The sequence below is a fragment of the Arthrobacter sp. SE2 genome, assembly GCF_058244265.1.
In genome coordinates, this window is the sequence record NZ_JBZAYA010000003.1 from 154,439 (window position 1) to 180,126 (window position 25,688).

Consider the following 25,688-nt stretch of genomic DNA (forward strand, 5'->3'; position numbering starts at 1 on the left):
CGAAGAGTTCCGCCTGGCGAGGGAGTCCCCCCTGTGGCTATTGGCTGTTGGGGGCCGGCCGCGGAACACGACACGAGGACCGAGGCCAGGACGACTGCCGGAACGATGAGCGCGAAACGCTTCCGCGCCCACTCCTTAACCAGTGGATTCGAATTCACGATGTACCTTTCATGGTTGCTTCTAGTGATGGCACAAGGGACGAACCAGCGTCGTGTCTCAGTGCGCCACGGCCGGGGATGGCCGCGATCAGTTCTTTCGTGTACGGGTGTTGGGGATCGTCGAACAAGATTCCTGTGGGCCCCGCCTCAACAGCAACGCCTTGCTGCATGACGATGACGTCCTGGCAGATTTGTCGAACGACAGCGAGGTCATGGGAAATGAAGACGTAGCTAAGACCGAGTTCCGTCTGAAGCCGCACGAGAAGTTCGAGAATCTGCGCCTGAACCGAGACATCAAGTGCCGAGACAGGCTCGTCACACACGACGATTTCGGGTTCTATCGCCAAGGCGCGAGCAATAGCAATCCTTTGCCTTTGACCACCTGATAGTTCACCAGCCTTGTGGTCAGCGTATGAGACAGGGAGAGAGACCAGATCTAGGAGTTCGGTGACTCGGTTGCGTCTCCAGCGAGCATTGCCCAAGCCAAATTCACGCAGAGGTTCCTCAATAACTTTCCCGGCCGAAAACCTCGGGTTCAGGGAGCCGTACGGGCTTTGGTAAACCAGCTGCATGCGCTGGCGCATCTGGCGCAGCCCAACGCCTCTCAACCGGCTAATATCTTGGCCGTTGATTTCTATGTTGCCCTCGGTCGGTATCTCGAGTCGCATGATCAGACGGGCAGTTGTCGACTTGCCCGATCCCGATTCGCCCACGATGCCGATTGTCCGGCCCCTATGAAGGTCAAAGCTCACTCGGTCTACTGCCAGGATTGATCCGGGTTTGTGGCCTGGTTCGTGAACCCGGAACTGTTTGACCAAGCCCGTAACACGAAGCAGCGGAACTTCCTCGATGTCGGCCCGGTTGGAGTCGGAGGCGAGGAGATCATCGTCCGTGAAGCCGGGAGCGGCCGCAATGAGCTTTTGGGTGTATGCATGCTGCGGATTCGAGAGTATGTCAGCGGTCTTTCCGTGTTCGACGATTTCTCCCTTGCACATGACAATGATGCGGTCCGCCCTATCGGCGGCCACCCCGAGATCATGTGTGATCATCAGAACAGCAGTACCGAACTGTTGCGTGATCTTGCCGATGCTGTCCAAAATTCTCTTTTGAACTGTCACGTCGAGGGCGCTTGTTGGTTCGTCCGCGATAACGACCCGTGGTCTGCATGAGAAAGCAATCGCAATGAGGACCCGCTGGCGCATTCCCCCGGACAATTCGTGAGGGTACTGGCTGGCACGGATCTCAGGTTCTCGGAGTCCCGCCTCCCGAAGAAGCTCGATGGCGTGGGCCGCCGCCTCATTCTTCGGAACGGTGCCGTGTACTAGCAGAGCTTCCTGCACCTGTTCACCCACCCGGCGGAGCGGGTTCAGTGAAAGCATCGGATCCTGAGGAATGAGCCCAATTCCTTTGCCGCGAATTTTCGTCATTTCAGCTTCACCCAACGCCGTTACGTCGAGATCATCAAGAAGCACCGAGCCGCCGGTCACGACCCCTCCCGGCGCGAGAAGTCCGATAATTGCCTGCGCGAGAGTGCTCTTGCCTGAACCTGATTCCCCCACAACAGCGACGATTTCACCGGGATGGAGACTAAGGGTGACTCCTCTGACAGCGGCCAACTCTCCGCGGGTAGTACGATAGGCGACCCTTAGGTCCCGAACAGTTAGGACCGGCGAATGCGAAGTCATCGGGTCACCCCTTTGATCTCACCGTCGACGGCGCGTGACATGCGGTTAGCGCTAATTACCACCAGCGCGAGAATCAGACCAGGAATCGCGGTGAGCCACCACGCCGAGACCAAGTAGTTTCGGCCAACGGCAATCTGCGAGCCCCATTCCGGGGAGGGCGGGGGCGCACCAAAGCCTAGGAAGCTCAGGCTCGATACTGAAAGGATGGCAGTTCCGAACTCCAAAGCGGCAAGAACCACGATCGGTCCCAGTGAATTCGGAAGAACATGCCGCAGAAGTACCGTCCACCATCGTGCGCCGCTTACTCCCGCAGCCTCAACATATGTCTGGCTACTCACGCGCAAGACCTCCGATCGCATGACTCTGGCCATGCCGGCGATTCCGACTACGCCTACAGCTGTGGCGACATTGACAAGTCCAAAACCAAGGACGGCGACGATCGCCATGGCCAGCAACAAGGCCGGAAACGATAACAGAACATCGGCGAACCGCATTATGACTGCGTCCGTCTTCCCAGCGAAGTAGCCGGCAATAAGCCCCAACAGGCCACCTCCGACGAACGAAACTGCGATGGCGATCATTGCTGCAAACAATGAGGGTCCAGCTCCATAAATGACCCTTGAATAAAGGTCTCGGCCTACTTGGTCCGTTCCAAACAGGTACCCGGTCGTGCCGGGAGGCTGCAGGACATTCGCCGGAGAAGTCTGAAGAGGGTCTGCTTGGGTGAACAACTGCGGCCAGAATGCCGCGACCACAGCGGCTGAGAGCACCATCAGCGAGAGAATGACAGTGGGACGCCGCATAAGTGTGCGGGCAAGCTGTCCATGCACCTCTTTCGACGCCACTACCTCAGACGCCCCAGGAGAGGCTGAACGGGCACCTGGGCTATCCTCGGCAGCAAGCACTTGAGTTGGGTCAGTCACAGGCTCAGCCCTTCACGATGGCAGTACGGAGACGGGGGTCAATGAGCGGGTAGAGCAGGTCCACGATCAGGCTTACGAGGACGAAGATCACAGCACCTAGGACGACAACTGCCTGAACGACGGGCAAATCATGTGCAAGCACTGCCTGCACCGTGATTTGCCCGATACCGGACCGGGAAAAGACACTTTCAACGACAACCGATCCGCCTATGAGATTGGCCACCAGGACGCCGGCCACAGTGACCGCTGGAATCGCTGCGCTCCGGAAAACATCACGGAAATGAATGGTTCTTCGGGCCAAGCCCATCGCCTTCTCAGTGGCGACATATGGCTCTGAAAGCGTGCTCAGCATGCTCTTCGCCAGAACCTGCCCCACAGCTGCGGCCCCCGGAAGAGCCAACGTGATAGCCGGGAGTATCAACGATTGCAAGCCGGCATTTCCAATGGCAGGCAGCATCCGCAGTTGAAACGAGAAGAGATTCACCAGCATCAGCCCAACCCAGAAGGTCGGAAGCGACACGCCGATGGCAGGAAGCCCCAGCAGAAATTGACGAACCCAGGAAATGCGCGTGTAGGTTCCGAACAAAGCAACAATCAGGCCCAGACCGACAGCGAAAACGAGGCTCAGCCCGATCAAGGACAGCGTTTGAGGAAGTGCGGTGGCCATAATGGCGGCAACTGGCTCTCCGGTTTTCAACGAGGCCCCGAAGTCTCCAGTCAATGCCCCGGACAAACGGCCTAGGTATTGATCGAAGATGGGACGATCGAACCCGAACTCCTCGCGGAGCTTTTGAAGAGCAGCCGGGTCGACCGTGTGTCCAGCGTCTCCCCCGGTGTACATGGCGACAACAGGATCGCCTGGGATGACGTACAGCAGCAGAAAAGACAGCGTATACGCCGCGAAAACGACGAGCACCGCTTGCCCGAACCGCTTTGCAACGAAGGACTTCAACTTGCCCCCTTCCGTGCGGTCTCGGCCGGTGAACCGAGCTCGCCAAATGATTGTTCGTGTGCCACATAGTTACATTGGCGTCAAGACATTGATGAAAGTCCGTGTTTCAAGAAAATTCGTTCGTACACGTTAGATATTGGCGACGACGCCCACTCCGGTCAATAGCTAGGCGTCAAATCGGGCAACTGTTTACACCGCCGTAACAAGAGAAGGACGATAATCCTATTTTTCAGGACATGGCCACTCTCAAGCAATGCCATCTCTTGCGGCCGCGGGGCGAAGCGACTCCGAAGAACAATCGCATTGCACCGCTGGCAAAGATCCTTGGAGTACGAAGGCGACCAGCACCACCCCCCAAGGACTCCTAATTCACCAGTTCCGCACTCGACATCCTGAGGAGAGCGGCGCAGCCGTCATGTCGAGCATCAGGGCACCTTCAGAACCGACGCGGACAGGAATAGTTCTGTTTTGCAGGACTTGTATCCTTGCTTTTAGGACATTCAACCTTTAGTGTGGTGCTTAGGATCACAACCGAACCAAGGAGCACAATGGAGTCTTCCGCTGAGATACTGAGCTGCGACGTCGTTGTCGTCGGCGCCGGCCCCACCGGTATGAGCGTTGCGGCGTTGTTGGCTGCGCGCGGATTGAGCGTCGTGGTGCTGGAACAGCGCTTGAGTACGAGTGACGAGCCGAAGGCCATCAGCCTCGACGACGAATCACTGCGTATCTACCAGCAGGCAGGGATCGCCGAGGATGTGCTCGGCATCATTGTTCCGGGCACCGGCACGCGTTACTACGACTCGGACAATCAACCACTTTTCCAGGCGAAGGCGGCGGTGCCCTACCGGCTGGGCTATCCGTTCAAGAATCCATTCGCCCAGCCGGACCTGGAGCGGATCCTCGCAGATGCCCTGGCCCGCAATCAGCAGGTCTCACTGCGCTTCGGCATGAAGGTCATCGCCCTTGAACAGGACGAGATTGGGGCCCGCGTTACAGGCTTGGGAGTCGATGGCCCGCTGACCGTGAACGCCCGCTTTGTCCTAGGCGCCGACGGCGGCCGGTCCACAGTCCGCGAAATCCTCGGCATCAACATGAGTGGGCGCAGCTACAAGGATGTATGGCTGGTCGTAGACACCCTTGAGGATCCCCACACCGAGCGATACGGAATGCACCACGGCGATCCAGTCCGACCACATGTGATTGTGCCAGGCCTCAATGGCCGTTGCCGCTACGAATTCCTGCTGTTCCCAGGCGAGGGCGAGGCTGGCCAGACTCCCGATTTCGGGCTCATCCAACGGCTCGTGGCCCCTTACCGGAGCATCAAACCTGAACAGGTCGAACGAGTCGTCAACTACAAGTTCAATGCCCTAAACGCGGACACCTGGCGCTCAGGACGCGTCTTTCTCTTAGGAGACGCGGCACACATGATGCCGCCGTTTGCGGGGCAGGGCCTGAATTCAGGCATTCGGGACGCCGGAAATCTTGCCTGGAAGATCGCCGAGGTAGTCCAGGGCAAGGCCACTGACGAGGTGTTGGACTCATACGAGTCTGAACGCAAACCCCATGCCCAGGCCACAATCGAGCTTTCGGTGCGGTTGGGCAGCGTGGCCATGACCGCGTCTGCGCGTGCCGCGACCCACCGTGACGCGGCAGCTCGCACTGCCCTTGCCACCGTCGACGGTCGCGCATTCTTCGAAGAGATGCGCTATCGGCCGCTGGCCCGCTACAAGACCGGCCTAGTAGTCGGCAGTCCTGAACTGGAGGGAGTAGGTGAAGTGATCGGGACCGCCCTGGGCCAGCCCCTGGCATTTGACATCGACAGCCGGCGAACGCTTCGGCTCGACGATGCACTTGGCGACGGCTGGTCCATCTTCGGCATCGATGTCGAGCCGGCCAGCTGGACCAGCGCACGGGCGCTTGCGCAGCTGACGGAAGCCTCCCTGTGGCAGGTCCCGCTCTTCGATGAACTGCCGCGAAGAGTAGAGGACACCGGGATCCTACTGGATCTGGACGGGAGCCTGTATCACGAATTTGAGCCATTCCACGGCTGTTTCGTCCTGCTGCGTCCGGACCGTTTCGTGGCCGCGGCGTGGCGGCCGGACGATACTGCAGCCGTCACCCTCGCCGTCGCATCCTGGCGGACCATGGCCCCCGTCCGCTCGCGGCGTGCTGCATCGCTGCTCATACCGTGACACCCCCACTCATCTGCATCATCCCTGAAAGGAACCAATCATGGACCGTCCCACCCGCCTAGTTCTGCAGGAAAACGACACCGCCGGAACCCTGCGCCACACCGCCGTTTCACACATCGGCTTCTACGTGCCGGATATCACCGAGGCCCAAGCATTTTACAACCGTGTCCTGGGCCTGGCCGTCCACGAGACCCTTCCCGACGGCACCGTCCGTATGGGGTGGGGTACCGGCCACCACGTGTTGGACCTGATCGAGGGGCCCAAGGGACTCGCCTACTACGGCTTCGAAGTCCGCGACGAAAACGGCATCGAGGGCATCCGTACCCGCCTGCAGAAAGCAGGGCACGCCGTTGAGGCCCTGGATACAACCCACATCAGCGCGGCCATCGGCGCCCCCGAGGGGATCGCCGTCGTCGACCCGGACGGTACCGCCGTGCACTTCCACACCGCCGTGCATCGCCAAGGCGAGAACGCTGCCGATCCCGGTCGGCGCCCCATCAAGTTCCAACACACGACCGTCGGGACCGCCGATCTGGAGCCGATGGTCGAATTCTTCGTCAACACCGTTGGCTTCCGCATCTCGGACCAGCTTGAGGACGGCAGGTTCTGCTGGCTTCGCTCCGACAAAGACCATCACACCCTCGCCATCGTCAATGTGGGCCAGGGCGGAGACCTCGACCACTACTCCTACGACCTGGCCGAATGGGAGGACTTCAAGTCCTGGTGCGACCGGCTGACCGAACTCGACGTTCCCGTGGCCTGGGGCCCGGGCCGCCACGGTCCCGGCAACAACCTCTTCGTCTTCTTCGACGACCCCGCCGGCAACCACATCGAACTCTCCGCCGAAATGGAAAAGTTCTACGACGACCGTGTCACCTACGTCCCGCGGCGCTGGCAGCCAGCCCCAAGCAGCGTCAATCTCTGGGGCGGACAGCTCCCCCGCTGGCGCAAAGTCAGCCAGACCGTCTAAACCACCCCGCAACAGAAAGAGACAGCACCATGGCATACGCCAACTACGAACTCAGGGGCCGTAATTATGTCGGCGAGGTCGACGGCAAACATCTAATCCCTCTCACCGGCCTAGATGAAATCGGACCGGCCACCACCACGGACGCCCTGGCCTCCGCCGAACGTCGGAGTGCCGAACGTGTCCCGGTGGCTGATGTCCGACTCCGGGCGGTCTCCCCCAGGGCCGGAAAGATCGTCTGCATCGGCCTGAACTACACAGCACATATCGAGGAGTCCAACCGCGAACTGCCCACCTACCCGGTCATGTTCCCCAAATACGCCTCGAGTCTCATCAGCCCGAACGGGGACATCGTGCTCCCTCCGGAATCCAACGAAGTGGACTACGAAGGCGAACTCGCCGTCATCATCGGCAAGGCTGGCCGTCGGATCAGCGAAGAAGAGGCTGCGGACCATATCCTCGGCTACGCGGTCTGCAACGATGTGACCATGCGCGACTACCAGTACAAAACGCACCAGTGGATGCAGGGCAAGGCGTGGGACAACTCGACGCCTTTGGGCCCCTACCTGGTCACCCCGGGCGAAGTCGACCTCACCGACGCCGCCATCAGCACGACCCTCAACGGTGAAGTGGTGCAGGAATCAGATCTGTCCCACCTCATCTTCAGCGTCCCCACGCTGATCGCAACCGTCTCGGAGTTCACCGAACTCCAGCCCGGCGACGTCATCCTCACCGGCACCCCCTCGGGCGTCGGCTACCGCCGCGATCCACAGCTCTTTCTGCGCGACGGCGACGTCGTTACGGTAGAGATCGAAGGCGTCGGCGTCATCACCAACAAAGTCACCGCCGAGCGGGTCTGAAGAAACGGCGCAGAAGGAATCATCATGAACGGCTTCAAAGGCCTGTTGATCAACGGGCGAGAAGTACCATCAAGCTCAGAACAGCGGTTCGAGAACATGTCCCCGACCACGGGAAGCTCGTTCCTGCAGGTCGCTGCCGGGACAGTCAAGGATGCCATCAGCGCCGTCGAAGCGGCCTCGGCAGCATTGGCTGTCTGGGCGAGCGTTTCCTTCGTAGAACGCCGCCAAGTGTTGCTGAAGGCCGCAGAGATCCTGGAATCGCGGCGCAAGGAACACCGTATGACGTTTGCCCTGGAAACCGGTGGCGTCGCCAGCTGGGCAGACATGAACGTCACGGAGGCTGCATCTACGCTGCGGGAAGCCGCCGGCCTCGTAAGCGCCGCCGTTGGCGAGATGCTGCCATCGCATGATCCAAGGACGATCAACGTCGCACGCCGAACACCGGCCGGCGTGGTACTTGCGATTGTGCCTTGGAACGCTCCGCTCGTTCTGGCGGCACGATCCGTGGCCATCGCCTTGGCCGTGGGCAATACGGTGGTCATCCGCCCCAGCGAGGAAGCCCCGCTCACGGCGGGCTACCTGCTGGCGGAGGCCCTCACCGAGGCGGGCATCCCCGACGGTGTGGTCAATGTGGTTTCCTCCGCCCCGGGCCAGGGCCGGAATCTCATCGCCGCGATGGTTGAACACCCGGCCGTCCGCCGAGTGGTCTTTATTGGATCCACCCCCGTAGGGCGGAGCATCGCCGAACTCGCGGGGCGGAATCTGAAGTCGGCCGTCATGGAACTGGGCGGAAAGAATCCAACCGTTGTCCGGGCTGACGCAGACCTGGAACTGTGGACGCCGGCCCTTGCCTTCTCCTCCTTCGTCAATGCCGGCCAGGTGTGTATGGCAACGGACCGCATCATCGTGCACGAATCACGCGCGGCTGAATTGCAGGAACGCCTCGCAATGCATGCCGAAGCCATGGTCGTCGGCGATCCGCGCGAGGCTGATACCGAAGTGGGTCCGCTGATCAACCAGAAGGCCGCGGACAGCTATACCCGCCAGATCGCGGACGCTGTGCATCATGGCGCCCGCTTGCTGACCGGCGGCCTGGACATCGACGGCCTTTACGCCCGGCCTGTGGTCCTCGCTGGTGTGAGCCCGAAAGCTTCGGTGTACTACGAGGAAAGCTTCGCGCCGATAGTGAGCATCTACCCTGTAGCCAATGATGACGAAGCCGTCGCCCTGGCAAACGACTCTGAATTCGGCCTCATCGGCAGCGTCATCTCCGCAGACCTCCATGCCGCCCAGCAGCTTGCCAAACGGCTGAAAGTCGGTGCCGTCCACGTCAACGGCCCCTCCGTTGGAGATGAGCCCCACGTGCCGTTCGGCGGCCTCGCCGCTTCCGGCTTTGGCCGCCTCGGCGGCTTTGAATCAGTCCGCACCTTCACCGAGGAACGCACCTTCTATCTGCACGGATACGACAATTAGCCTGTGAATGATGAACACTCACTCCAGCCCCTAAACCAAGGAAGACCCATGGGTACGAAAACCACTGCAGCCATCGCCGTCGCCCCCGGACAGCCTTTTGAAATCGCCGAAATTGAGCTCGACGACCTGCGCGGGGACGAAGTCCTCATCCGGCTTGTCGCGACGGGAATATGTCACACCGATCTGAGCGCAAAGTCAGGGTCCATCCCATATCCGTTGCCCGGAGTCCTGGGACACGAAGGCGCCGGCATCGTTGAGCAAGTCGGCGCAGGCGTCATGCGGGTGAAACCGGGCGACAAAGTCGCCATGACGTTCACTTCCTGCGGAGACTGCAAGGCTTGCCGTTCCGGTTCACCCGCACTCTGCGAATCGCATCTGCAATGGAACCTCCTCGGAGGGCGGCGTGCCGATGGCACGGCGACGATGCACCGCGATGGCCAAGACCTCAATGCCCATTTCTTCGGGCAGTCCTCCTTCTCTTCCCTGGCCGTGGTTGACGAACGAAGTCTGATTCCCTTGCCATCAGACACCACTGACGAAGAACTGATCACCTTCGCCCCCCTGGGCTGCGGCTTCCAAACCGGAGCCGGTGCAATCCTCAACGTACTCAGGCCCGGCACCGGAGACACAGTGGCAGTCGCTGGAGCGGGTGCCGTCGGCTTGGCAGCGGTCATGGCTGCAGCACTCACACCCGTCACGAAAATCATCGTCATCGACGTTGTGCCTGAACGACTGGCTCTCGCCAAGTCCCTAGGCGCCACGGACACTATCAACGCCGCAACGGAAGACACCAGAAAACGGCTGGCGGACCTGACCGGGCAACGAGGGACCGATATGGCTGTAGAGACGACAGGCAACGTCACAGTCCTGGAATCCTTGATTGATTCCCTGGCAATCGCCGGCACCTGCGCGGTCATCGGCGCTCCCAAGGCCGGCACTCGGGCAAGTTTTGACGTCAACGCTCTGCTCCCCGGCCGAAGGATCGTCGGCGTCACCATCGGAGACAGCGAGCCGCTGTCATTCGTTCCCCAGCTCATTGAGCTGTACCGGGCTGGCCGGTTCCCGATCGACCGGCTCGAGCGCCGCTATGCCTTCGAGAACATCGAGCAGGCAGCCGCAGACGCAGGCTCCGGTCAAACCATCAAACCCGTGCTCGTCTTCTGACCCAAACTAAACAAGCCAAGATAGTGAGCTGCTGCGGGGATTTCGGACAGCGGAATTAGTGGATGATTCTACGCTGCCAAGGCTGGCTGTTGATAACCATAGTGGACTTCGTTAGGCCGACGGTAACCGAGCGCGGAGTGACGGCGCCGGCTGTTGTAAAACCCCTCGATGTAGCGGATGACGTCGCTGCGGGCCTGTGATTTAGTCGCGTAAACGGTCCGATAGACACGCTCGTTCTTGAGCATCGAGAAGAACGATTCGGCCATGCTGTTGTCCCAGCACACCCCGGTGCGTCCCATCGAGGAGCGCATGCCCAGGCCGGTCACCAAGGCCCTGAACCCGGTCGAGGTGTAGACGCTGCCCCGATCGGAGTGCCAGATCGCGGCAGGCTCGATCAGGGTCGTGGCGGCGGCGTTCCTGAGCGCATCTGCGACGAGCCCGGTGCGCATGTGATCGGCGATGGACCAGCCGACGACTTTCTTCGAATAGCAGTCGATGACGGTGGCGAGGTAGACGAACCCTTGCCAGGTGTGGATATAGGTGATGTCGCCGACGAACTTCACCCCGGGGCGGTCGGCCGTGAAGTCCCGCCTGACGAGGTCGGGCATGCCCGCGGCGGCCTCAGCGTCAGCCTCGGTGGTGACGCGGAACGGGCGTGGCTGACAGGCCACCAGGCCCCGGTAGCGCATGATCTGCCGCACCAACTCTGGAGAGCACTCGGTCTGTTCCGCGGCGAGATCGGCGTGGATGCGCCGGTACCCGTAGGTGCCGTCGGACTCCTCGAAGTAGTGCTGGATCCGGGCCGTCAGGGCCTCGCGGCGGGCCGCCGTGGCCGATTGCGGACACGTGGCCCAGTGATAGAAACCGGACGTCGAGACGGCCAACCAACGACACATTTTCACCACCGAATTCAGATTGGCAGGCTCGGCTTTTTGGGAATCGATGAATTCATACTTGCTCACTACCGCTGCTCCCGCGCGAAGTAAGCGCTGGCTTTTTTCAAGAAGGCAGTCTCTGCCCGCAGCTCTTGAACTTCACGCTCGAGCTCCTTCAGCCGGGCCCGTTCCGACACCGTCAGATCAACCTCCGTGCCGCCGTTCGCCTCCCGGTACTTGACCAGCCAGTTCCGGAGCGTCTCAGGGCCGACACCGTACGCGGTAGCCACGTCCTTGATCGGCCGTGGCTATCGCTAGTAACACCATTTGAGCGACGAAAGCCCTATTTCTTCGGCCGTGACGGAGTTCATTGGCACGGGCACACACTCGCGCGGAACCGGTCGCAACCTCTCCCTGCGTGCTGAACCCCAGCCAGTGTTCGCCTAGGGCCAGACCGGCGCGCAGAAAATCTTCCTGAACGCCTGTGAATGGTCGCCTGGACTGAGTCAGAAGAAGATTTCCGTCCATGCGAAGGAGACCGGCTCCGGGGCAGGCCAGGATTCTCGATCACCGCCCGGACCTGCTCCGCCGCCGGACGCCGTTACCCGTCCGAGAACCACATCGATGCCTCGGGCCTGTTCCAATGACGGCACTTCAAATCTTTGAGGCGATTCGGGAGTGAAATGACAGTCCCAAGTTTGCCCTTCTAGTTCTAGTCATGCCTCGCCCAAGCTTCTCAACAAGAAGCTTGGGCGAGGAGATGTGTCGCAAATGCGTCAGTTGTTGAGAGGGATCAGGAGGTCTCCGAGGCCGATGCGCTTAAGGAATCGGGCGCGAATCCGATCCGCCAAGTCACTGACTTCCTCCGAGCCGTCGTCTGCGGGGTCAACGTGAACCCGGAAAGGACGTTGCCCCGAGGGCAAAGCCACGATGCGGGCGATTTCGTCGGAGACTAAGGAGGCCTCCGCTCCGAGGGGTGCCAGTTCGGCGAGTTTATCCGACACCTGGTCCATGAGTCCTGCGTAGTGCTGGTCGTAGTCGACGACCAGGTCTTGGTCGCCGGGCCGGCCGCTGTTGGCAAAATGGTTCGTCCCGGAGGTAAATGCACCCGGAACAACGATGGTGGTTTCGACGCCCCATCGGGCCAACTCGGCCCCATAGCTTACAGCAAGGGCATCCATCGCAGCCTTCGCTGCGAAATAGGGTGCCAGATACGGCGGAGTCCCGCCCCGCGTACTCGAGCTTCCGACCCACAGCACCAAGCCATGGCCCTGGCGGCGCAGAGTGGGAAGAACGGCACGATTCAGGCGCTGGGTTGACAGGACGTTGGCGTCGTAGGCTTGGGCGAGCTCCTCCGGCGTGAAAGCCTCTGCCGGGCCCGTGACCATGTGCCCTGCATTGTGGACGACCACGTCGAGGCCGCCCTCTTCTGCCAAAATCCGCCCGATGGCCCCGTCAATGGACTGCTGTGAGGCGGAATCCATTTCGATGGCACGAAGGTCGACGGAATTCTCCACGGAGTAATCGGTGGCCTCCTTGACACGGGCCGCGTTGCGGTCGCGGGTATGGCGCATGCCGGCATAGACGGTGTTTCCTTGATCCGCCAACGTCCGTGCCGTGAGCGCGCCGAATCCGGAACTGGCACCGCTGATGACGATGATCTTTTTGCTCATGAGACTCTCTCCTTAACTTATCGAAACGAGGGACATACGAAGATGTCAGATGGCTCCGCCGTTGACATAAACGACCTGGCCGTTCACCCACCGGGCCGGACCAGCCAGAAACGCCACAGCCTCGGCGACGTCCGCCGGAGTTCCGAGTCGCTCCAAAGGGGTGACCTTGGACAGGTTTTCGATGGTGGCCTCGTCCTTGCCGTCCAGGAACAACTCGGTCGCCGTCGGCCCAGGTGCCACGGCGTTGACGGTGACGTCTCGACCTCGCAGTTCGCGGGCAAGGACGAGCGTCATGGCATCCACTGCCCCTTTGCTCGCTGCATAGGGCGCATATCCGGGGAACGCAAGCTTCGTCACCGAGGATGAAAAGTTGATGACCGCGCCACCGGCCCGGACCCGGCGGGCGGCCTGCTGGTTCACCACAAAGGTCCCCCTGATGTTGGTTCTGTGCATCCGATCCAGATCATCGAGATCGAAGCCGGCCACCGTGCCAAGAACCATCACCCCGGCTGTGTTCACAACGACGTCGACTCCGCCGAACTCGACTTCAGTGGCGTCAAACACCGCCGACATCGCTGCCTCATCAGACACGTCGCCGGCTAAGGCTATGGCGCGGCCTCCTGATTGCGTGATCGCCGCGACGGCGTCGTCGGCCTTGGTCTTGTTTCCTGCATAGTGCACGGCTATCGCCATGCCGTCTCGTGCGAGCCGTTCGGCCGCTATACGGCCGATCCCGCCGGAACCGCCGATGACGAGAGCGACGCGGGTTGCTGTTGTTGTGGGGTTCATTCGATTTGTCCTTTTGTTGGGGTGTGACGGAGATTTGGGTCTGTGAGGTTCGTTGCGGCGAACGATGCGCGAGCATCTGCAACCCATGACGTGTCGGTTGCAGAACAGCCTAGGTGGGGGATCTCGTTGTTAACGGCGTTGGTGTTTGCTAGAAGGCGCCGGTGAATCGGTCCATCCATTCGGCCATCAGTACCCGTTCTCCTTGGCTCAGCTGGGGCGGAGGGTCCGTAGCTAGGGTGGAAGCGAATGTCGCCGCAGCTTTGGCCAAGGCGCCGGGCTGCCCGTGCCCGGGGTCGGAAGTGAACACGCCATGCAGGGTGATGTCCCGAACTCGGTCGGAGACGGAACGGTCGGTGTAAATTTCCGGGCGCGTGATCAGGGCAAGCGCCACACCGGTATTGGCTGCCATGATCATCTGGGTTGCGAGACCGGGCGGCACGAGCAGACGCCCCTTCCTGCCGGCCCGGTCTACGAGAGCCTGAAGGAGCTGGTGTGAGGCCAGGACTGCGTCGGGTTGGCGCTTTAGTCCCGGACCAAACATCAGTCGATAAAAATTCGGACGAGCTAGGGCAAATCCCGTATGCGCATCCCACCCTTTTCGGATGTCGTCCACAGGATCCTCAGTAGGTTCCGCTTTGCGTTTTGAAGCAAGATACTCCTCAAAGGCATGATCGACCGTCGCCGACAAAAGCCCGTCTTTGTCTCCGAACAGCCGATAGAGCACCGGTTGCTGGACGCCAGCAGCTTCGCAAACGGCGCGGGTGGATACATCCGCCACGGCTGAAGCCGCCAACAGCTGGGAGGTGGCTTCGATTATCGCTGATCTCGCACTCATGTTATCAACGATATCCAAGATTTGTTATCAGTGCAAACATGCATTGACCGCGGTGGCATCCAAGCGTCCGCGAGCCTGTCGGGATTCACCGGGGGCAAGTCCGGGTCGCGGGAACAGGAATGAAGAAGCGCGGCCGCGAACCGGGATCCGGGATCCGGGATCCGACAAAATAGGACAAAGATTTGACGGCGGGACCGAAGCACCCATCGCCCACACGGCGGCCCGGCGAGCCGGAACTCGCTCCGCCGAGGCCCTAACGGACGAACCCCTAGGCGGACCGACTCCACCCATGGAACAAACCCGCCGTGTCCTATTATTTAGGTATTGACTCCTGAACTTTAGTACTGAATACTCGATTGTATTCCCCGGATGCGTCCGCACCTGGATCATCACACTTCTCAATGGAGAGCAAAGTGGCCACACTTATCAGCACCTCGGGACCAACGCAGACTCCCGACCGCAAGAACTCGGCTCCGGCCATCGCCATCCTGATCTGCACCATCGTGACCGTGATGGAGGGATACAGCCTGATCGTTTTCGGCTCAGTCATCCCGCTGCTCCTGACAGATGGCTCGCTCGGAATCACGCCCCAATCCGCCGGGCTACTCGGTAGCTTGGTGTATGTCGGAATGTTTTTCGGAGCGATCCTCGCCGGGATCATCGGTGATCGGGTCGGACGGCAGCCGGTTCTCGTGGTTGCCATCGCCCTCTTCGCTCTCGGCGGTTTGGTCGCCGGATTCGCTGACTCCGCCACCGGACTGGGATTCGCACGATTGCTTTCAGGGGTGGGTGTCGGTGGCGCGGTCACGACAGCACTTGCCCTGGCGCGAAATCACGCACCTGCGAACCGATCCAGTCTCGTCGTTAACATAACGATGGCAGGCATCCCCCTTGGCGGAACCATCGCAGCACTGCTGGGCATCTGGCTAATGCCGCTGTACGGCTGGCGCGTGATGTTCTTCGTTGGGGCTGCCCTCACGACGGTCATACTGCTGATTGTGCTGACCGTGCGCCTGGAAGACCGGCATGCTCTCCGGGAAGCCAAGGCCAGCGCGCCGACCCGGGACTCCTCACTCAAACTCCTGTTCTCCGGGAAAGGTTCCCTACTCGCCATTCTCATTGCAGCCGTTGCGGTGCCGAACATGTTCACCTGGTTTGGACTTAACGTGTGGCTCACCGCGACCATGAATGCTCTCAAGTTTCCTTTGGCATCAGCACTGCTTTTCTCCCTGACCCTGACGGCCGGTGCGGTGATCGGTTCCCTGGCCACAGCGTTCTGGGCCGACCGATGGGGCGCGCTTCGCGTTGGTACCGTCACAGCACTCTTCACGGTCGTCGGTCTCGTGGGAGTCGTGTGGATCGGATCACAATCGCTGCCTGCCTTGCTCGTGTTCATCGCGCTCATGGGCGCGGGGGGACACTCCACAATGAACCTCCTCAACGCGGCCACCAGCAACCTGTTCGCGCCTCAGATCCGCGGAACCGCCATTGGATGGGCTAACGGCATCTCCTACTTCGGCGCTTTCGGGCCGATCGCCGGCGGCCTGGTGCTATCCTCGGCCGCTGGTCCGGGCGGCGTATTTGTGCTTTTTGGAGGCTCAGCAGCGCTGGCATTCGTCGCGACCGGGCTCTTTGCCGCCGTCACCCGCAAGCAGCATGCTTGAACCACCGGTTCACGCCTTCCAAAGCAACGAGAAAGAAGTGTCATGTCATCCACACCTCCGACTGAGCGTCCTGTCCCCTATGTTCGCTTCCCCCACGGTTCGTTCGAGTGCACCGTAGTTAGCGACGGAATACTCGAAATGGGGGCGGCCAGGGTGAATTTTCCCACGGCGAACCCTGAGGATATCGACGCACTGCTTACGGTCCACTACCTGCCAACCGAAAACGTCCGACTCAACCAGAACGTGCTCATCGTCAACATCGGCGATCAACTCATCCAGTTTGATTCAGGAGTCGGCGTCGACCCAGAACTGGGCCGAGGGTTCTTCGGCCCGAAAACCGGACAGGCGATACCGAATCTCCGCGCCGCGGGAATCGAGCCCGCCGACATCGACATCGTCGCGATCACTCATACACACCCCGACCACGTATGGGGGCTGGTGGATGCCGACGGCACACCCCTGTACCCTAACGCGAGTATCGCGGTCAGTCGCGAGGACTTCGAATACTGGACCGATCTGTCGCGGATCGAGTCCGCGCCCAATGAACACATGAAGGACCACTTCAGGGGTGCCCACAAGAATCTGATGCCGTATGCGGATTCCGGGCGTATCATCTGGGTCAGGGACGGCTCGGAAATCGCGCCGGGGATCACGGCCGTCGCCACCCCGGGCCACAGCCCAGGTCATGTTGTATACAAGGTCGAGAGTGACGGGGACACCATGATCGCCTGGGGTGACCTCTGCCACCACCAGGTCCTTCTCCTCCAGCACCCGGAGTGGGGATTCCAGTTCGACTACGAACAGAAGGCCGCCACTGCCCAGCGGTGGCGAATCTACGACCTCGTCGAGTCGAACCGATATTCGGTACTGGCCTACCATTTCCCGTTCCCAGGCCTCGGCCATCTCAAAAAGGACGGTGGCGGATATGCGTGGCTTCCGAGCGAAATTGAGCTCCGCCTTCCACCCGAAACCACTGCACTCCTGGCTCGCTGACCGCCGAACACTCCTGAAGGAAGAACACCATGACTCGCCGTACCGTCGATATCCACAGCCACTTCGTACCAGACTTCTATCGCACAGCACTGATTGACGCGGGCCATGACCACCCGGACGGCATCAAAGGCATCCCCGAGTGGAACCAGCGGCTGGCGCTTGACTCCATGGACAGGCTGGACATCGACGTGGCCATGCTGTCCATCTCATCCCCTGGGGTGCACTTCGGCGATGACGCCAAAGCCGCTGAACTGGCACGGGCGGTCAATGAAGAGGCAGCCCGGCTCAAAGAGGCCAACCCGGACCGGTTTGGCTTCTTCGCCAGCCTGCCATTGCCCGACATTGATGCATCCATCGCCGAGGCGCGCTTCGCACTCGACGAACTCCACGCCGACGGAATTGTGTTGGAGACCAACCATCATGGCATGTATCTCGGTGACGAGAGGCTGGAAGCAGTCTATGCCGAGGTCTCAGCCCGGTCGTCTGTAATCTTCATCCACCCGACCTCAGCTCCTGGCGCCGAACACCTCGCACTCGGGTATCCCCGGCCAATGCTCGAGTTCATGTTTGAAACGACCCGGTCGGTTACGAACATGGTCCTTTCCGGTGTCCTGGAGCGCCATCGAGATGCCCGGGTTGTCGTCCCGCACGCCGGTGCCGCCCTCTCAGTCCTGGCGAACCGCATCGAACTGCTTCTGCCCTTGCTCACCCCACCGGGCGGCCACGTACCCCCCAGCATGAGGGAGGCCTTGCGGTCTCTTCACTTCGACCTTGCCGGAGCGCCCGTCGACGAACTTCTTACGGCCCTCCTTTCGGTCGCAGATCCGGACAACATCCACTATGGCAGTGACTATCCGTTCACCCCGGCGGACGCCTGCGTAGGCCTGAAGAAGAAGCTTGACGGAACTTCGACGCTGGATGGGGGACTGCGCCAACGCATTCTCTCGGAGAATTCCCTGCGGCTCTTCCCCAGGCTCAGGACAGCGCCAGCACACTAGAACCATCCGCGGTCCACCGTCAGAAGTCCGCCAAGAGGGGATCTAAGATCAAGAGCATGGTCGAGAAGCAAAAATCAGACACTGCGTCGAAAAGCAGTGCCTACCGCGAACGCAACAGCACCGCCGACAAAGCCCTCGACATCCTGGCGCTGTTCACCCCCGACAGATTGACCGTTTCAGCGATCGATGTGGCGCACGAACTGTCCGTGGCCCGTTCTACCGCCTACCGCTACTTGTTGACTTTGGGGTCCGCGGGATACCTCGAGGAAAACCCCGGCGGCGGATTCCGCCTCGGGCTAAAGGTCTTTGAACTGGCACGGCTGGCCCGGGCCTCCTATGGACTCTCGCAACTCGCATTGCCCACATTGCACATTCTCGCTCAGCAAACCGGCGAAACGGCCTTGCTCACAAAACGCTCGGGCAACCGCGCCGTTTGCCTTGAAAAGGAAGAGCCCAACGACCAACGGATGCGCGTGTCCTACGAGAGGGGAAGCGCCATGTCCCTGAACGCCGGGGCGTCGGCGTGGGTTCTGCTCGCCTGGGAGGAACCGGAGACCGTCAAACGACTGCTACTCGAAAACCCGCTGCATGGTTTCACGGAGGCAACCCTGACCACCGAGAAATCGGTGTACGAACGGCTCGCCCTCATCCGGTCCGAAGGGTTTGCTATCAGCCGGGGCGAGCTGGATCCCGATGCAATCGGAATAGCCGCTCCTGTACGCGACGACCAGCAACGGGTGGTGGCGGGCATAAGCCTGGTTGCCGCCATCCGGCGTGTACCGGACTCACGAATCACTGAATTGATCGAAAAGGTCAGAACCGCGGCCGACCAAGTCTCAGAACTACTGGCCCTCACGATGCAGTAAAAATCGTTCCGCTGCGCAGGAGGACCTCGATTCCGTCAGTAGAACCGGGGATGCAGTGGGGCCGGCAGAAGCATCCACAGAGCCAGGCCCTGTTTCCATCCCAGATCGCTAGGCGCCACTGAGCCGGTCACCTCATAGACAGTCGCGATACACCGACTGGGCTGCATTCGTCATGTCCTGCTTTGGATGAGGATTTCATCCGACTACCGGAGGGCGCCGGCCGGCACATAGCCGCTCCTCACCAGGGGCTCACAATCAGCCCAAACGCGTGGGCGCTGGCGAAGTAGCTTTCATCGAAGCCGATCCGGTACTCCGGCCTGGATCCCGGTGATTGCCGCGAGGGCGAACTCGCAGGCCAGCGCCGCTCCGTCTTGGCCCAATTCACCGGAACGCGCTGGAGCTTGGACGTCGCAGCGACGGGGCAACCGATGCCGGTCTTCAGCAGGACCCTGGCCAGCAGAAGACCTGCGGGACGGCGTCATGGACCACCCTGGGGCAGGCCCGACGTGAGTACGTTCGCGCATGGCTTGAACGCCCACCCCTGCGCCATCCATGGCTGAGTTTGCGCGATCCACGTCTCGTTTTGAAGAGGGTCCCAAGCTCCCGCACATCGGGCATAAGCCTCCGGAACGCCACCGCAATCCAGGGCCGCAAACGGCGCTTTTTTCGGTCCGGATCCACCTGGCGAGAGTAGGCTCTCCGTGGAACAAGCTGCCGCACGCTGACCTGCACACACGATATTCTGTCGCGCACACACCCAGCACCCTCGTCACGGGAATACCAGGACCGGTTTCACCGACTTACCGCTTAATGCGTCTGCCACCGCGGTGTTGATGTCAGCGAAGGGGTACTTGGTCACCAGACGCTCGAGAGGAAGGAGCTTGGCCTCGAATAGTTTCACGAGATCGGTGATGAACTCCTGGGGGTGCCCATCGCCTTCGAGAACGAAGGAAATCCGGTGACCTGCCCCCAGCGACGGGTTGAGATCCAAGCTGACTTCATCACCAGGCAACGGGGCTCCGACAAGCACCCCATGCCCGCGGATACTCAGCATCTCAAGCATTTGACGGAACAGTCGCGGGCTTCCAGCAGCATCGACTGCATGCTCGACACCACGCCCCTTTGTGATCGCTTTGACGGCAGATACCGGATCCGACTTCGCCGCATTGACGGCATGAGTAGCTCCAAGCTCCAAGGCAAGCTCCAACCGACTTTCGACGATGTCGATAGCGATGATCGTCGTGCACCCGGTCACGTGCGCGGCGAGCAGCGCCGACATCCCGACTGCACCGGCACCGAGCACGGCAATCGACGAGCCGGCCGGTGGGCGGAGCACATTAAGGACGGACCCCGCACCGGTCATGACGCCGCATCCGAGCGGAGCGAGCGCACTCAGCGGCAAATGATCAGGGACCCGCACGGCCGTGCGCTCGGACACGTTCGTGTGCGTGGCAAACGACGACTGACCAAAGTACCAGCTGCTGACAGGCGATCCGTTCTCCACCAGGGAGGTGCTGCCGTCAGGTCGCGTGCCGGAGAAATTGTATTCAGCCGTACGTTCGCAATTACCAGGGAACCCCAGCCGGCACTGCCGACAGTGCCCACAGTAGTTGAAGCCGAGTACGACGTGATCTCCGACCTGGAGGTTGCTGACATCGGCGCCGACCGCTTCGACGATCCCCGCGCCCTCGTGGCCCAAGACTGCCGGCAATGCAATCGGGTAGACCTGGTCGCGGGAGAGGACGTCCGCATGACAGATGCCGACGGCAATCAGGCGCACCCGAACTTCGTGCGCCTGCGGGGGCGCGAGTTCGAGGTGCGCAAACTCAAAGTCGCCGCCTGGTTCACGCACGACCGCAGCGGTAATAGTGGTCATGAATCCGCCTCCACACGCCCCTGGCACTCATACGAACTGAAACCCAGGACCGAAGGGAGCCTCTCGCTATCCGGTGTGATTTGATCCCCGTGGTGCTGTACAACCGCACGAGTCGTCATCGCTTGATCCCTTCCGTGGACCGTTCCTCGTCGGCCCAGTCCAGGCCGCCATCACAAGAGCCTAACGGGTAAATGTCCTGATTAATAGGTATCCATTCCTAATAATCAAAAAAAGAGATGTCTGGATGGTGGAATGACCCGAGGCCCCGTGGAATCAAGAAAATGAGCAGGCCCACCCTCAGTCGATGGGACAGGAACAGTGCGGCCCGCCGCGCATTGGGCGGCGGGCCGCACAGGATCGTTCCCCACCTGTCAACACCTTCATGAAACTCTCCCCAGAGAAGCGTCGGATGCAAGATCCTGTTTTTCGCGTATCCATTCCTTGTAAATAGGACATGGCTACGTTATGGTGTGTTCATTATCACTATCGACTGCACACCAGAGTGGTGGCCGCAGCGGCGCGACAACGGGCCCACAGCGAACCTGATGTGGCCGTGTCCGAGTCCGGTTCGATGGGGATGACCGCGGCCGTTCCTCCGACCATGTAGACGGGTCGGTCATCGTTTCAAGCCGCTCTGCAAGCCGGCCCAGGATCAAGCCCGCGTTGGCACGAAAAAGTGCCTCCGGGACATTTCACGTTCCTGGCGCTGCACCCGCACCCCACGACGCAACATCCAAAGACCCGAAGTTTCGCAACGACGCGAAGGAGAAACAGAAGCATGAACCACACATCAGCCCGAGGGCAAAAGGCCAGAACCTACCGAAAACCGCTGACGATCGTGACGGCGGCAGCGGCGATCTCACTGCTGGCAGCCTGTGTCCCAACAGGATCTGCGCAGAACCCGTCCGCTTCGGGCGCAGGCGTGGTCGAACAAAGCAAAGAATATGCAAGCGTGCCTGCGCCCGGGCCGGCAATCGATGCGAGTGCACTCAAGGGCAAAACGGTCTACTGGATTCCGATCACCAGCCAGGCACCGGTCTTCTCCGTCGAACAGGCCGCCGCGACCGAGGCGTTCGCCGCCGTAGGCATCAAACTGCAACTTTGTGATGGCGAGGCAAACCCAGCGGCTGTCGCAAAATGTGTCAATCAGGCGATCGCCGCCAAAGCAGGAGGAATAGTCAGCCCTTCCATCCCGCCAGAATTCGCCCAGCAGGCCTACAACTCAGCCATCGCAGCCGGAATTCCGCTCGAGTTCGTGAACGCTAAGGACGCCACAGTTCCCGCAGGGTGGGAAAAGCTCGCAGCCTCATTCCCATCAAACTTCGTCGACCAGGCGAAAATCAACGACGACCTGATCATCAAGGATTCCGGCGGCAAGGCGAACGTCCTGATGATCAGGGTCACCGACAGCAGCGTCACCACTCATGCCTTCGACGTCGGCATGAAGAAATACCTCCAAGACAATTGCGCCGGCTGCACCATCGACACAGTCGAGGTCGGCAGCACGACTGTGTCCAACCTGGCGGCCCAAGTCAGCGCGGCACTGGTAAAGAACCCCAACATCGGCTATGTGTATCCCGAATTCGATTCCTTCGCCGCGCCCGTCGTTCAAGCAATCCGTCAGCTCAACAAATCCTCGTCGGTCAAAGTGGTCACCATGCTCGGCCAACTCGACGGACTCCAGCGCGTTCACGACGGAGCTGCCTTCGCGGACACCGGATACAGCCTGGCCGCCCTGGGCTGGAACGAGTCGGACATCATGCTTCGACTCATGCTGGGCAAGAGCCCCAACGTCGAGGCGTACCGCACGCCGATCCGCACCTTCACCAGCTCCAACATCGGAAATTTCGATCTCACCCAGGCAGGCTGGCAGAGCGGAAAATGGACGTCCGACGACGACTTCCGTGCAATGTACAAAAAACTGTGGTCCGTCGGCTAGAGCCGCGTCCCTGGCCCCTCCCCCGAGCATCCTCAAGCAGCAAACGCACTGGAGCGCGACTAATGACAACGCACACACCATCTGACATCGGCTACTCCGGGGCCGGCACCGAGCCGCGGCTGCTGATGGCCGGCATCAACAAGACCTTCGGGCGGAATACCGTCCTGAGCGATGCCGGCATCGAGGTGCTTCCCGGGGAGATCCACGGCCTTCTGGGTCAGAACGGCAGCGGAAAGTCAACGCTTATCAAGGTTCTGTCGGGGCTCTACCGCCCTGACGGCGGCGCGGTGATCCGCGTCGATGGACAAGACGTCATGCAACCGGTCACCCCGGTCGGCATCATGAACCGCGGCGTCACGATCGTCCACCAGAGCCTCGGGCTGATCCCTGGACATTCGGTCACGGAAAATATCCGGCTCGGCGCCTTATCCAAGCGGCGCTTCGGCCAATTTATCGACTGGTCTTACGAGCGGGAGCAGGCAAGGAAGACCCTCGAACGCATGCACTCGGACATCGATCCCGACCGGCTCGTCGACCAGCTACACGTTGGCCAGCGTGCGACGGTGGCCATCGGTCGGGCCCTTCAGTCGATCGTCCCCGGGTCCGGATGCGTCATTCTCGATGAGTCGACCCAATCGCTGTCCCGGGAGGTTCTCCCGGAGTTCTACGACACGATCAGAAGACTGGCGCAGCAGGGAACATCCATCGTGATCGTCAGTCACCGGCTAGATGAGGTTCTCGCCTTAGCTGATCGCGCAACGATCCTTCGTGATGGCCGCGTCACGGCCGCGAGCGTTTCCACCCGGGGCATGTCAGAGGCAGAGCTGTCCAAGCAGATCCTGGGTCGCCAGCTGGTCGGATTCAGCCGTGTCGAAAAATCACCCGATATTGCGGCACACGAGTCGCCGGAGGCAGACAGCGTGGTGCAGCTCCGGGCTGTCAGCGGGTCGGTCCTGCGGGGGATCGACATCGATGTGAAAGCGGGAGAAGTTCTCGGGGTGATCGGGGCAACCGAAGCCGGACACGAAGAACTGCCTTACCTCATCACCGGCGCCCATACCTCCGAGGCGGCCGGGACGATCGACGTCACGGGACGCGTCCGTAATCTGGGGAACCTCCACGTCGAGCAGTCCTTGGCCGACGGCGTCGTTCTCGTGCCGAACGACCGCGCCGGGCAGGGACTCGCCGTCGGTGAAACGGCCGTGGACAACGTCACATTGCCACGCGTCGGCGCCAACTCGCCACATGGAGTGCTGAGCGGTTCGTGGCAGCGCCAAGAGTTCATGACGGCGTGCGCCATGCTTAACATCTCGCCGCCCGATCCGGAGCAGCTTGCGGGATCGTTCAGTGGCGGCAACCAGCAGAAATTGCTGCTGGCCAAATGGTTGCTGCAGAGACCTCGCTTTTTCGTTCTCCACGAACCTACACAAGCCGTAGACGTCGGGGCTCGGGCGGATATCCTCCGCGCGATCAGCGCAGTGGCTGCGGACGGCGCGGCCGTTCTCGTCTCCTCGATCGAAGCGCAAGATCTTGCATTGATCTGCGACCGGATAGTCGTACTCTCCGAAGGTCGGATCTCCCGTGAACTGCGCCGTCCGTTCACCCCTGATCAGGTCCTTGAGGCCATCGCATGAGACAAGAACTCACTGATCGTAGACAGCAATGCCCACCATCACACGGATTCCGAAGGATCGCACCATGAGCAATTCACCCCACCCATCCATCGCCGCTGATGCGAGTGTTTCAACTGAAAAGTCTCCCGCCGAACCGGGCGCCAAAGCGCAGGAGCGTCCCAGCCTCGGCGATCTCCGGCGACGGATCGCCTCCCGCTATGGGATCGTTTTCGTTTGGCTGCTCATGGCGGCTTTGTTCGCCGGGCTCGCCCCCAAGACATTTCTCACGTTCGGCACTTTCCAGACGATATTCGGTTCACAATCGACGTTGGTCTTCCTTGGGATGGCTGCCGTTTGCACGTTCGTTGTCGGCGAATTCGACCTGTCCATTGCGTCGATGATGGGGCTTTCGGCGACCGTTCTGCCGGTACTGGTGGTCAACCAGGGTGTGCCTGAATGGCTTGCCGTGATCATCGCCCTGGGGGTCGGGGCAACTGCCGGAGGTGTCAACGCATTCGTTATCGTGAAATTGGCTATCGATCCCATCGTGACCACACTGGGCATGAGTGTGCTGCTACTCGGAATAGCGCAGGCTATATCCAACCTCGTGGCGGTGACCGGACTCAGCTCCGGCTTGGCAAATGCGGCCGTCTACAATGTGCTGGGCCTCCCGATCTCGTTCTACTACGGACTGATCGTAGCGATCACGTTCGCGGTGGTTCTCGCGTTCACGCCTCTCGGACGACACATGACCTTCGTTGGCGCGAACCGTGAAGTGGCTCGGCTGAGCGGAATCAAAGTCCAGCGAATTCGATACGGCGCCTACATTTTTTCCGGGCTAAGTTCCGGAGTAGCCGGTGTTCTTCTTGCCGCGAGCGTCGGGGGCTTCGACCCGAGCACCTCGGGGTCATATCTTCTGCCCGCTCTCGCGGCAACATTCCTTGGCACAGCCGTCGTCCGCCCGGGAACCTTCAACCCCATCGGCACGCTGATTACGATCTACTTCCTTGTGACCGGCATCGTCGGACTCCAGCTGCTCGGCTATTCCAGCTGGGTGAGCAACGTCTTCTACGGGGCCGCCCTCATCATCGCGGTCACCGTTTCGACTATCGCCCGTTCCCGTCTTCTGCGCCGTTGAGCCCCATTGGTCCTGATCCGTCCACCGACACCAGCGCGTGCCACCGAAGACAACC

20 protein-coding genes and 1 pseudogene are annotated in these 25,688 nt (G+C 60.9%); 12 read left to right on the forward strand and 9 right to left on the reverse strand.

Annotated features, from left to right (window positions below; genetic code table 11):
* Positions 1-154: 154 nt before the first annotated feature.
* The 3 genes from AC4CS3_RS05640 to AC4CS3_RS05650 all read right to left on the reverse strand — a co-directional run bounded on the left by AC4CS3_RS05640 (position 155) and on the right by AC4CS3_RS05650 (position 3,718).
* Positions 155-1,843 (reverse strand): dipeptide ABC transporter ATP-binding protein, encoded by a 1,689-nt coding sequence (locus AC4CS3_RS05640; protein WP_490782571.1) that lies wholly within the window; start codon positions 1,841-1,843, stop codon positions 155-157.
* On the reverse strand, positions 1,840-2,424 hold the full coding sequence (locus AC4CS3_RS05645) for an ABC transporter permease (RefSeq protein WP_490782572.1): 585 nt from the start codon (positions 2,422-2,424) through the stop codon (positions 1,840-1,842). The genes AC4CS3_RS05640 and AC4CS3_RS05645 overlap by 4 nt, the downstream gene beginning before the upstream one ends.
* A gap of 346 nt (positions 2,425-2,770) precedes the next feature.
* The gene (locus AC4CS3_RS05650; protein WP_490782573.1) at positions 2,771-3,718 is read right to left on the reverse strand and encodes an ABC transporter permease; all 948 of its coding nucleotides are present in this window, start codon (positions 3,716-3,718) and stop codon (positions 2,771-2,773) included.
* Between the two features lie 548 nt (positions 3,719-4,266).
* Between AC4CS3_RS05650 and AC4CS3_RS05655 the strand changes: the two genes are divergently transcribed.
* From AC4CS3_RS05655 to AC4CS3_RS05675, 5 genes are read left to right on the forward strand one after another with little or no spacing between them, the layout of a single operon-like run.
* Positions 4,267-5,910 carry a bifunctional 3-(3-hydroxy-phenyl)propionate/3-hydroxycinnamic acid hydroxylase gene (locus AC4CS3_RS05655; protein ID WP_490782574.1) on the forward strand — a complete coding sequence of 548 codons (1,644 nt, stop codon included), beginning with the start codon at positions 4,267-4,269 and terminating at the stop codon, positions 5,908-5,910.
* Positions 5,911-5,950: 40 nt separating this feature from the next.
* Positions 5,951-6,880, forward strand: coding sequence for a VOC family protein (locus AC4CS3_RS05660; protein WP_490782575.1), 930 nt, complete (start codon positions 5,951-5,953; stop codon positions 6,878-6,880).
* 29 nt (positions 6,881-6,909) lie between these two features.
* The gene (locus AC4CS3_RS05665) at positions 6,910-7,737 is read left to right on the forward strand and encodes a fumarylacetoacetate hydrolase family protein (RefSeq protein WP_490782576.1); all 828 of its coding nucleotides are present in this window, start codon (positions 6,910-6,912) and stop codon (positions 7,735-7,737) included.
* 24 nt (positions 7,738-7,761) lie between these two features.
* Positions 7,762-9,210, forward strand: coding sequence for an aldehyde dehydrogenase family protein (locus AC4CS3_RS05670; protein WP_490782577.1), 1,449 nt, complete (start codon positions 7,762-7,764; stop codon positions 9,208-9,210).
* A gap of 48 nt (positions 9,211-9,258) precedes the next feature.
* Positions 9,259-10,374 (forward strand): NAD(P)-dependent alcohol dehydrogenase, encoded by a 1,116-nt coding sequence (locus tag AC4CS3_RS05675; RefSeq protein WP_490782578.1) that lies wholly within the window; start codon positions 9,259-9,261, stop codon positions 10,372-10,374.
* 68 nt (positions 10,375-10,442) lie between these two features.
* Here AC4CS3_RS05675 and AC4CS3_RS05680 read toward each other — a convergent pair.
* The 5 genes and pseudogenes from AC4CS3_RS05680 to AC4CS3_RS05700 all read right to left on the reverse strand — a co-directional run.
* Positions 10,443-11,554, reverse strand: a pseudogene (locus AC4CS3_RS05680) (IS3 family transposase); the annotation flags it as partial.
* A 201-nt stretch (positions 11,555-11,755) separates the two neighbouring features.
* Complete coding sequence (locus AC4CS3_RS05685) at positions 11,756-11,902, reverse strand: hypothetical protein (RefSeq protein WP_490782579.1); 147 nt, start codon at positions 11,900-11,902, stop codon at positions 11,756-11,758.
* Between the two features lie 123 nt (positions 11,903-12,025).
* Entirely contained in the window at positions 12,026-12,922 is an 897-nt protein-coding gene (locus tag AC4CS3_RS05690; RefSeq protein WP_490782580.1) for an SDR family NAD(P)-dependent oxidoreductase, read from the reverse strand.
* Positions 12,923-12,967: 45 nt separating this feature from the next.
* The gene (locus tag AC4CS3_RS05695) at positions 12,968-13,711 is read right to left on the reverse strand and encodes an SDR family oxidoreductase (protein WP_490782581.1); all 744 of its coding nucleotides are present in this window, start codon (positions 13,709-13,711) and stop codon (positions 12,968-12,970) included.
* 148 nt (positions 13,712-13,859) lie between these two features.
* Entirely contained in the window at positions 13,860-14,546 is a 687-nt protein-coding gene (locus AC4CS3_RS05700) for a TetR/AcrR family transcriptional regulator (RefSeq protein ID WP_490782582.1), read from the reverse strand.
* A 413-nt stretch (positions 14,547-14,959) separates the two neighbouring features.
* Between AC4CS3_RS05700 and AC4CS3_RS05705 the strand changes: the two genes are divergently transcribed.
* Genes AC4CS3_RS05705 through AC4CS3_RS05720 form a run of 4 tightly spaced genes read left to right on the forward strand, consistent with a single transcriptional unit; the run spans position 14,960 to position 19,067 of the window.
* Positions 14,960-16,210, forward strand: coding sequence for an MFS transporter (locus AC4CS3_RS05705; protein WP_490782583.1), 1,251 nt, complete (start codon positions 14,960-14,962; stop codon positions 16,208-16,210).
* Positions 16,211-16,252: 42 nt separating this feature from the next.
* The gene (locus AC4CS3_RS05710) at positions 16,253-17,203 is read left to right on the forward strand and encodes an MBL fold metallo-hydrolase (protein ID WP_490782584.1); all 951 of its coding nucleotides are present in this window, start codon (positions 16,253-16,255) and stop codon (positions 17,201-17,203) included.
* Positions 17,204-17,232: 29 nt separating this feature from the next.
* A complete protein-coding gene (locus tag AC4CS3_RS05715) occupies positions 17,233-18,201 on the forward strand; it encodes an amidohydrolase family protein (protein ID WP_490782585.1) in 969 nt (322 codons plus the stop codon).
* A 56-nt stretch (positions 18,202-18,257) separates the two neighbouring features.
* Positions 18,258-19,067 carry an IclR family transcriptional regulator gene (locus AC4CS3_RS05720; RefSeq protein ID WP_490782586.1) on the forward strand — a complete coding sequence of 270 codons (810 nt, stop codon included), beginning with the start codon at positions 18,258-18,260 and terminating at the stop codon, positions 19,065-19,067.
* Between the two features lie 769 nt (positions 19,068-19,836).
* On the opposite strand, the gene AC4CS3_RS05725 is transcribed toward AC4CS3_RS05720, so the two are convergent.
* Positions 19,837-20,943 carry an NAD(P)-dependent alcohol dehydrogenase gene (locus AC4CS3_RS05725; protein ID WP_490782587.1) on the reverse strand — a complete coding sequence of 369 codons (1,107 nt, stop codon included), beginning with the start codon at positions 20,941-20,943 and terminating at the stop codon, positions 19,837-19,839.
* Between the two features lie 778 nt (positions 20,944-21,721).
* Between AC4CS3_RS05725 and AC4CS3_RS05730 the strand changes: the two genes are divergently transcribed.
* From AC4CS3_RS05730 to AC4CS3_RS05740, 3 genes are all read left to right on the forward strand, one after another.
* Complete coding sequence (locus tag AC4CS3_RS05730) at positions 21,722-22,882, forward strand: sugar ABC transporter substrate-binding protein (protein WP_490782588.1); 1,161 nt, start codon at positions 21,722-21,724, stop codon at positions 22,880-22,882.
* Between the two features lie 62 nt (positions 22,883-22,944).
* Positions 22,945-24,516: a sugar ABC transporter ATP-binding protein gene (locus AC4CS3_RS05735; RefSeq protein ID WP_490782589.1), complete on the forward strand. Its 1,572-nt coding sequence runs from the start codon at positions 22,945-22,947 to the stop codon at positions 24,514-24,516.
* A 64-nt stretch (positions 24,517-24,580) separates the two neighbouring features.
* Positions 24,581-25,633: an ABC transporter permease gene (locus AC4CS3_RS05740; protein WP_490782590.1), complete on the forward strand. Its 1,053-nt coding sequence runs from the start codon at positions 24,581-24,583 to the stop codon at positions 25,631-25,633.
* The last annotated feature ends 55 nt before the right edge of the window (positions 25,634-25,688 follow it).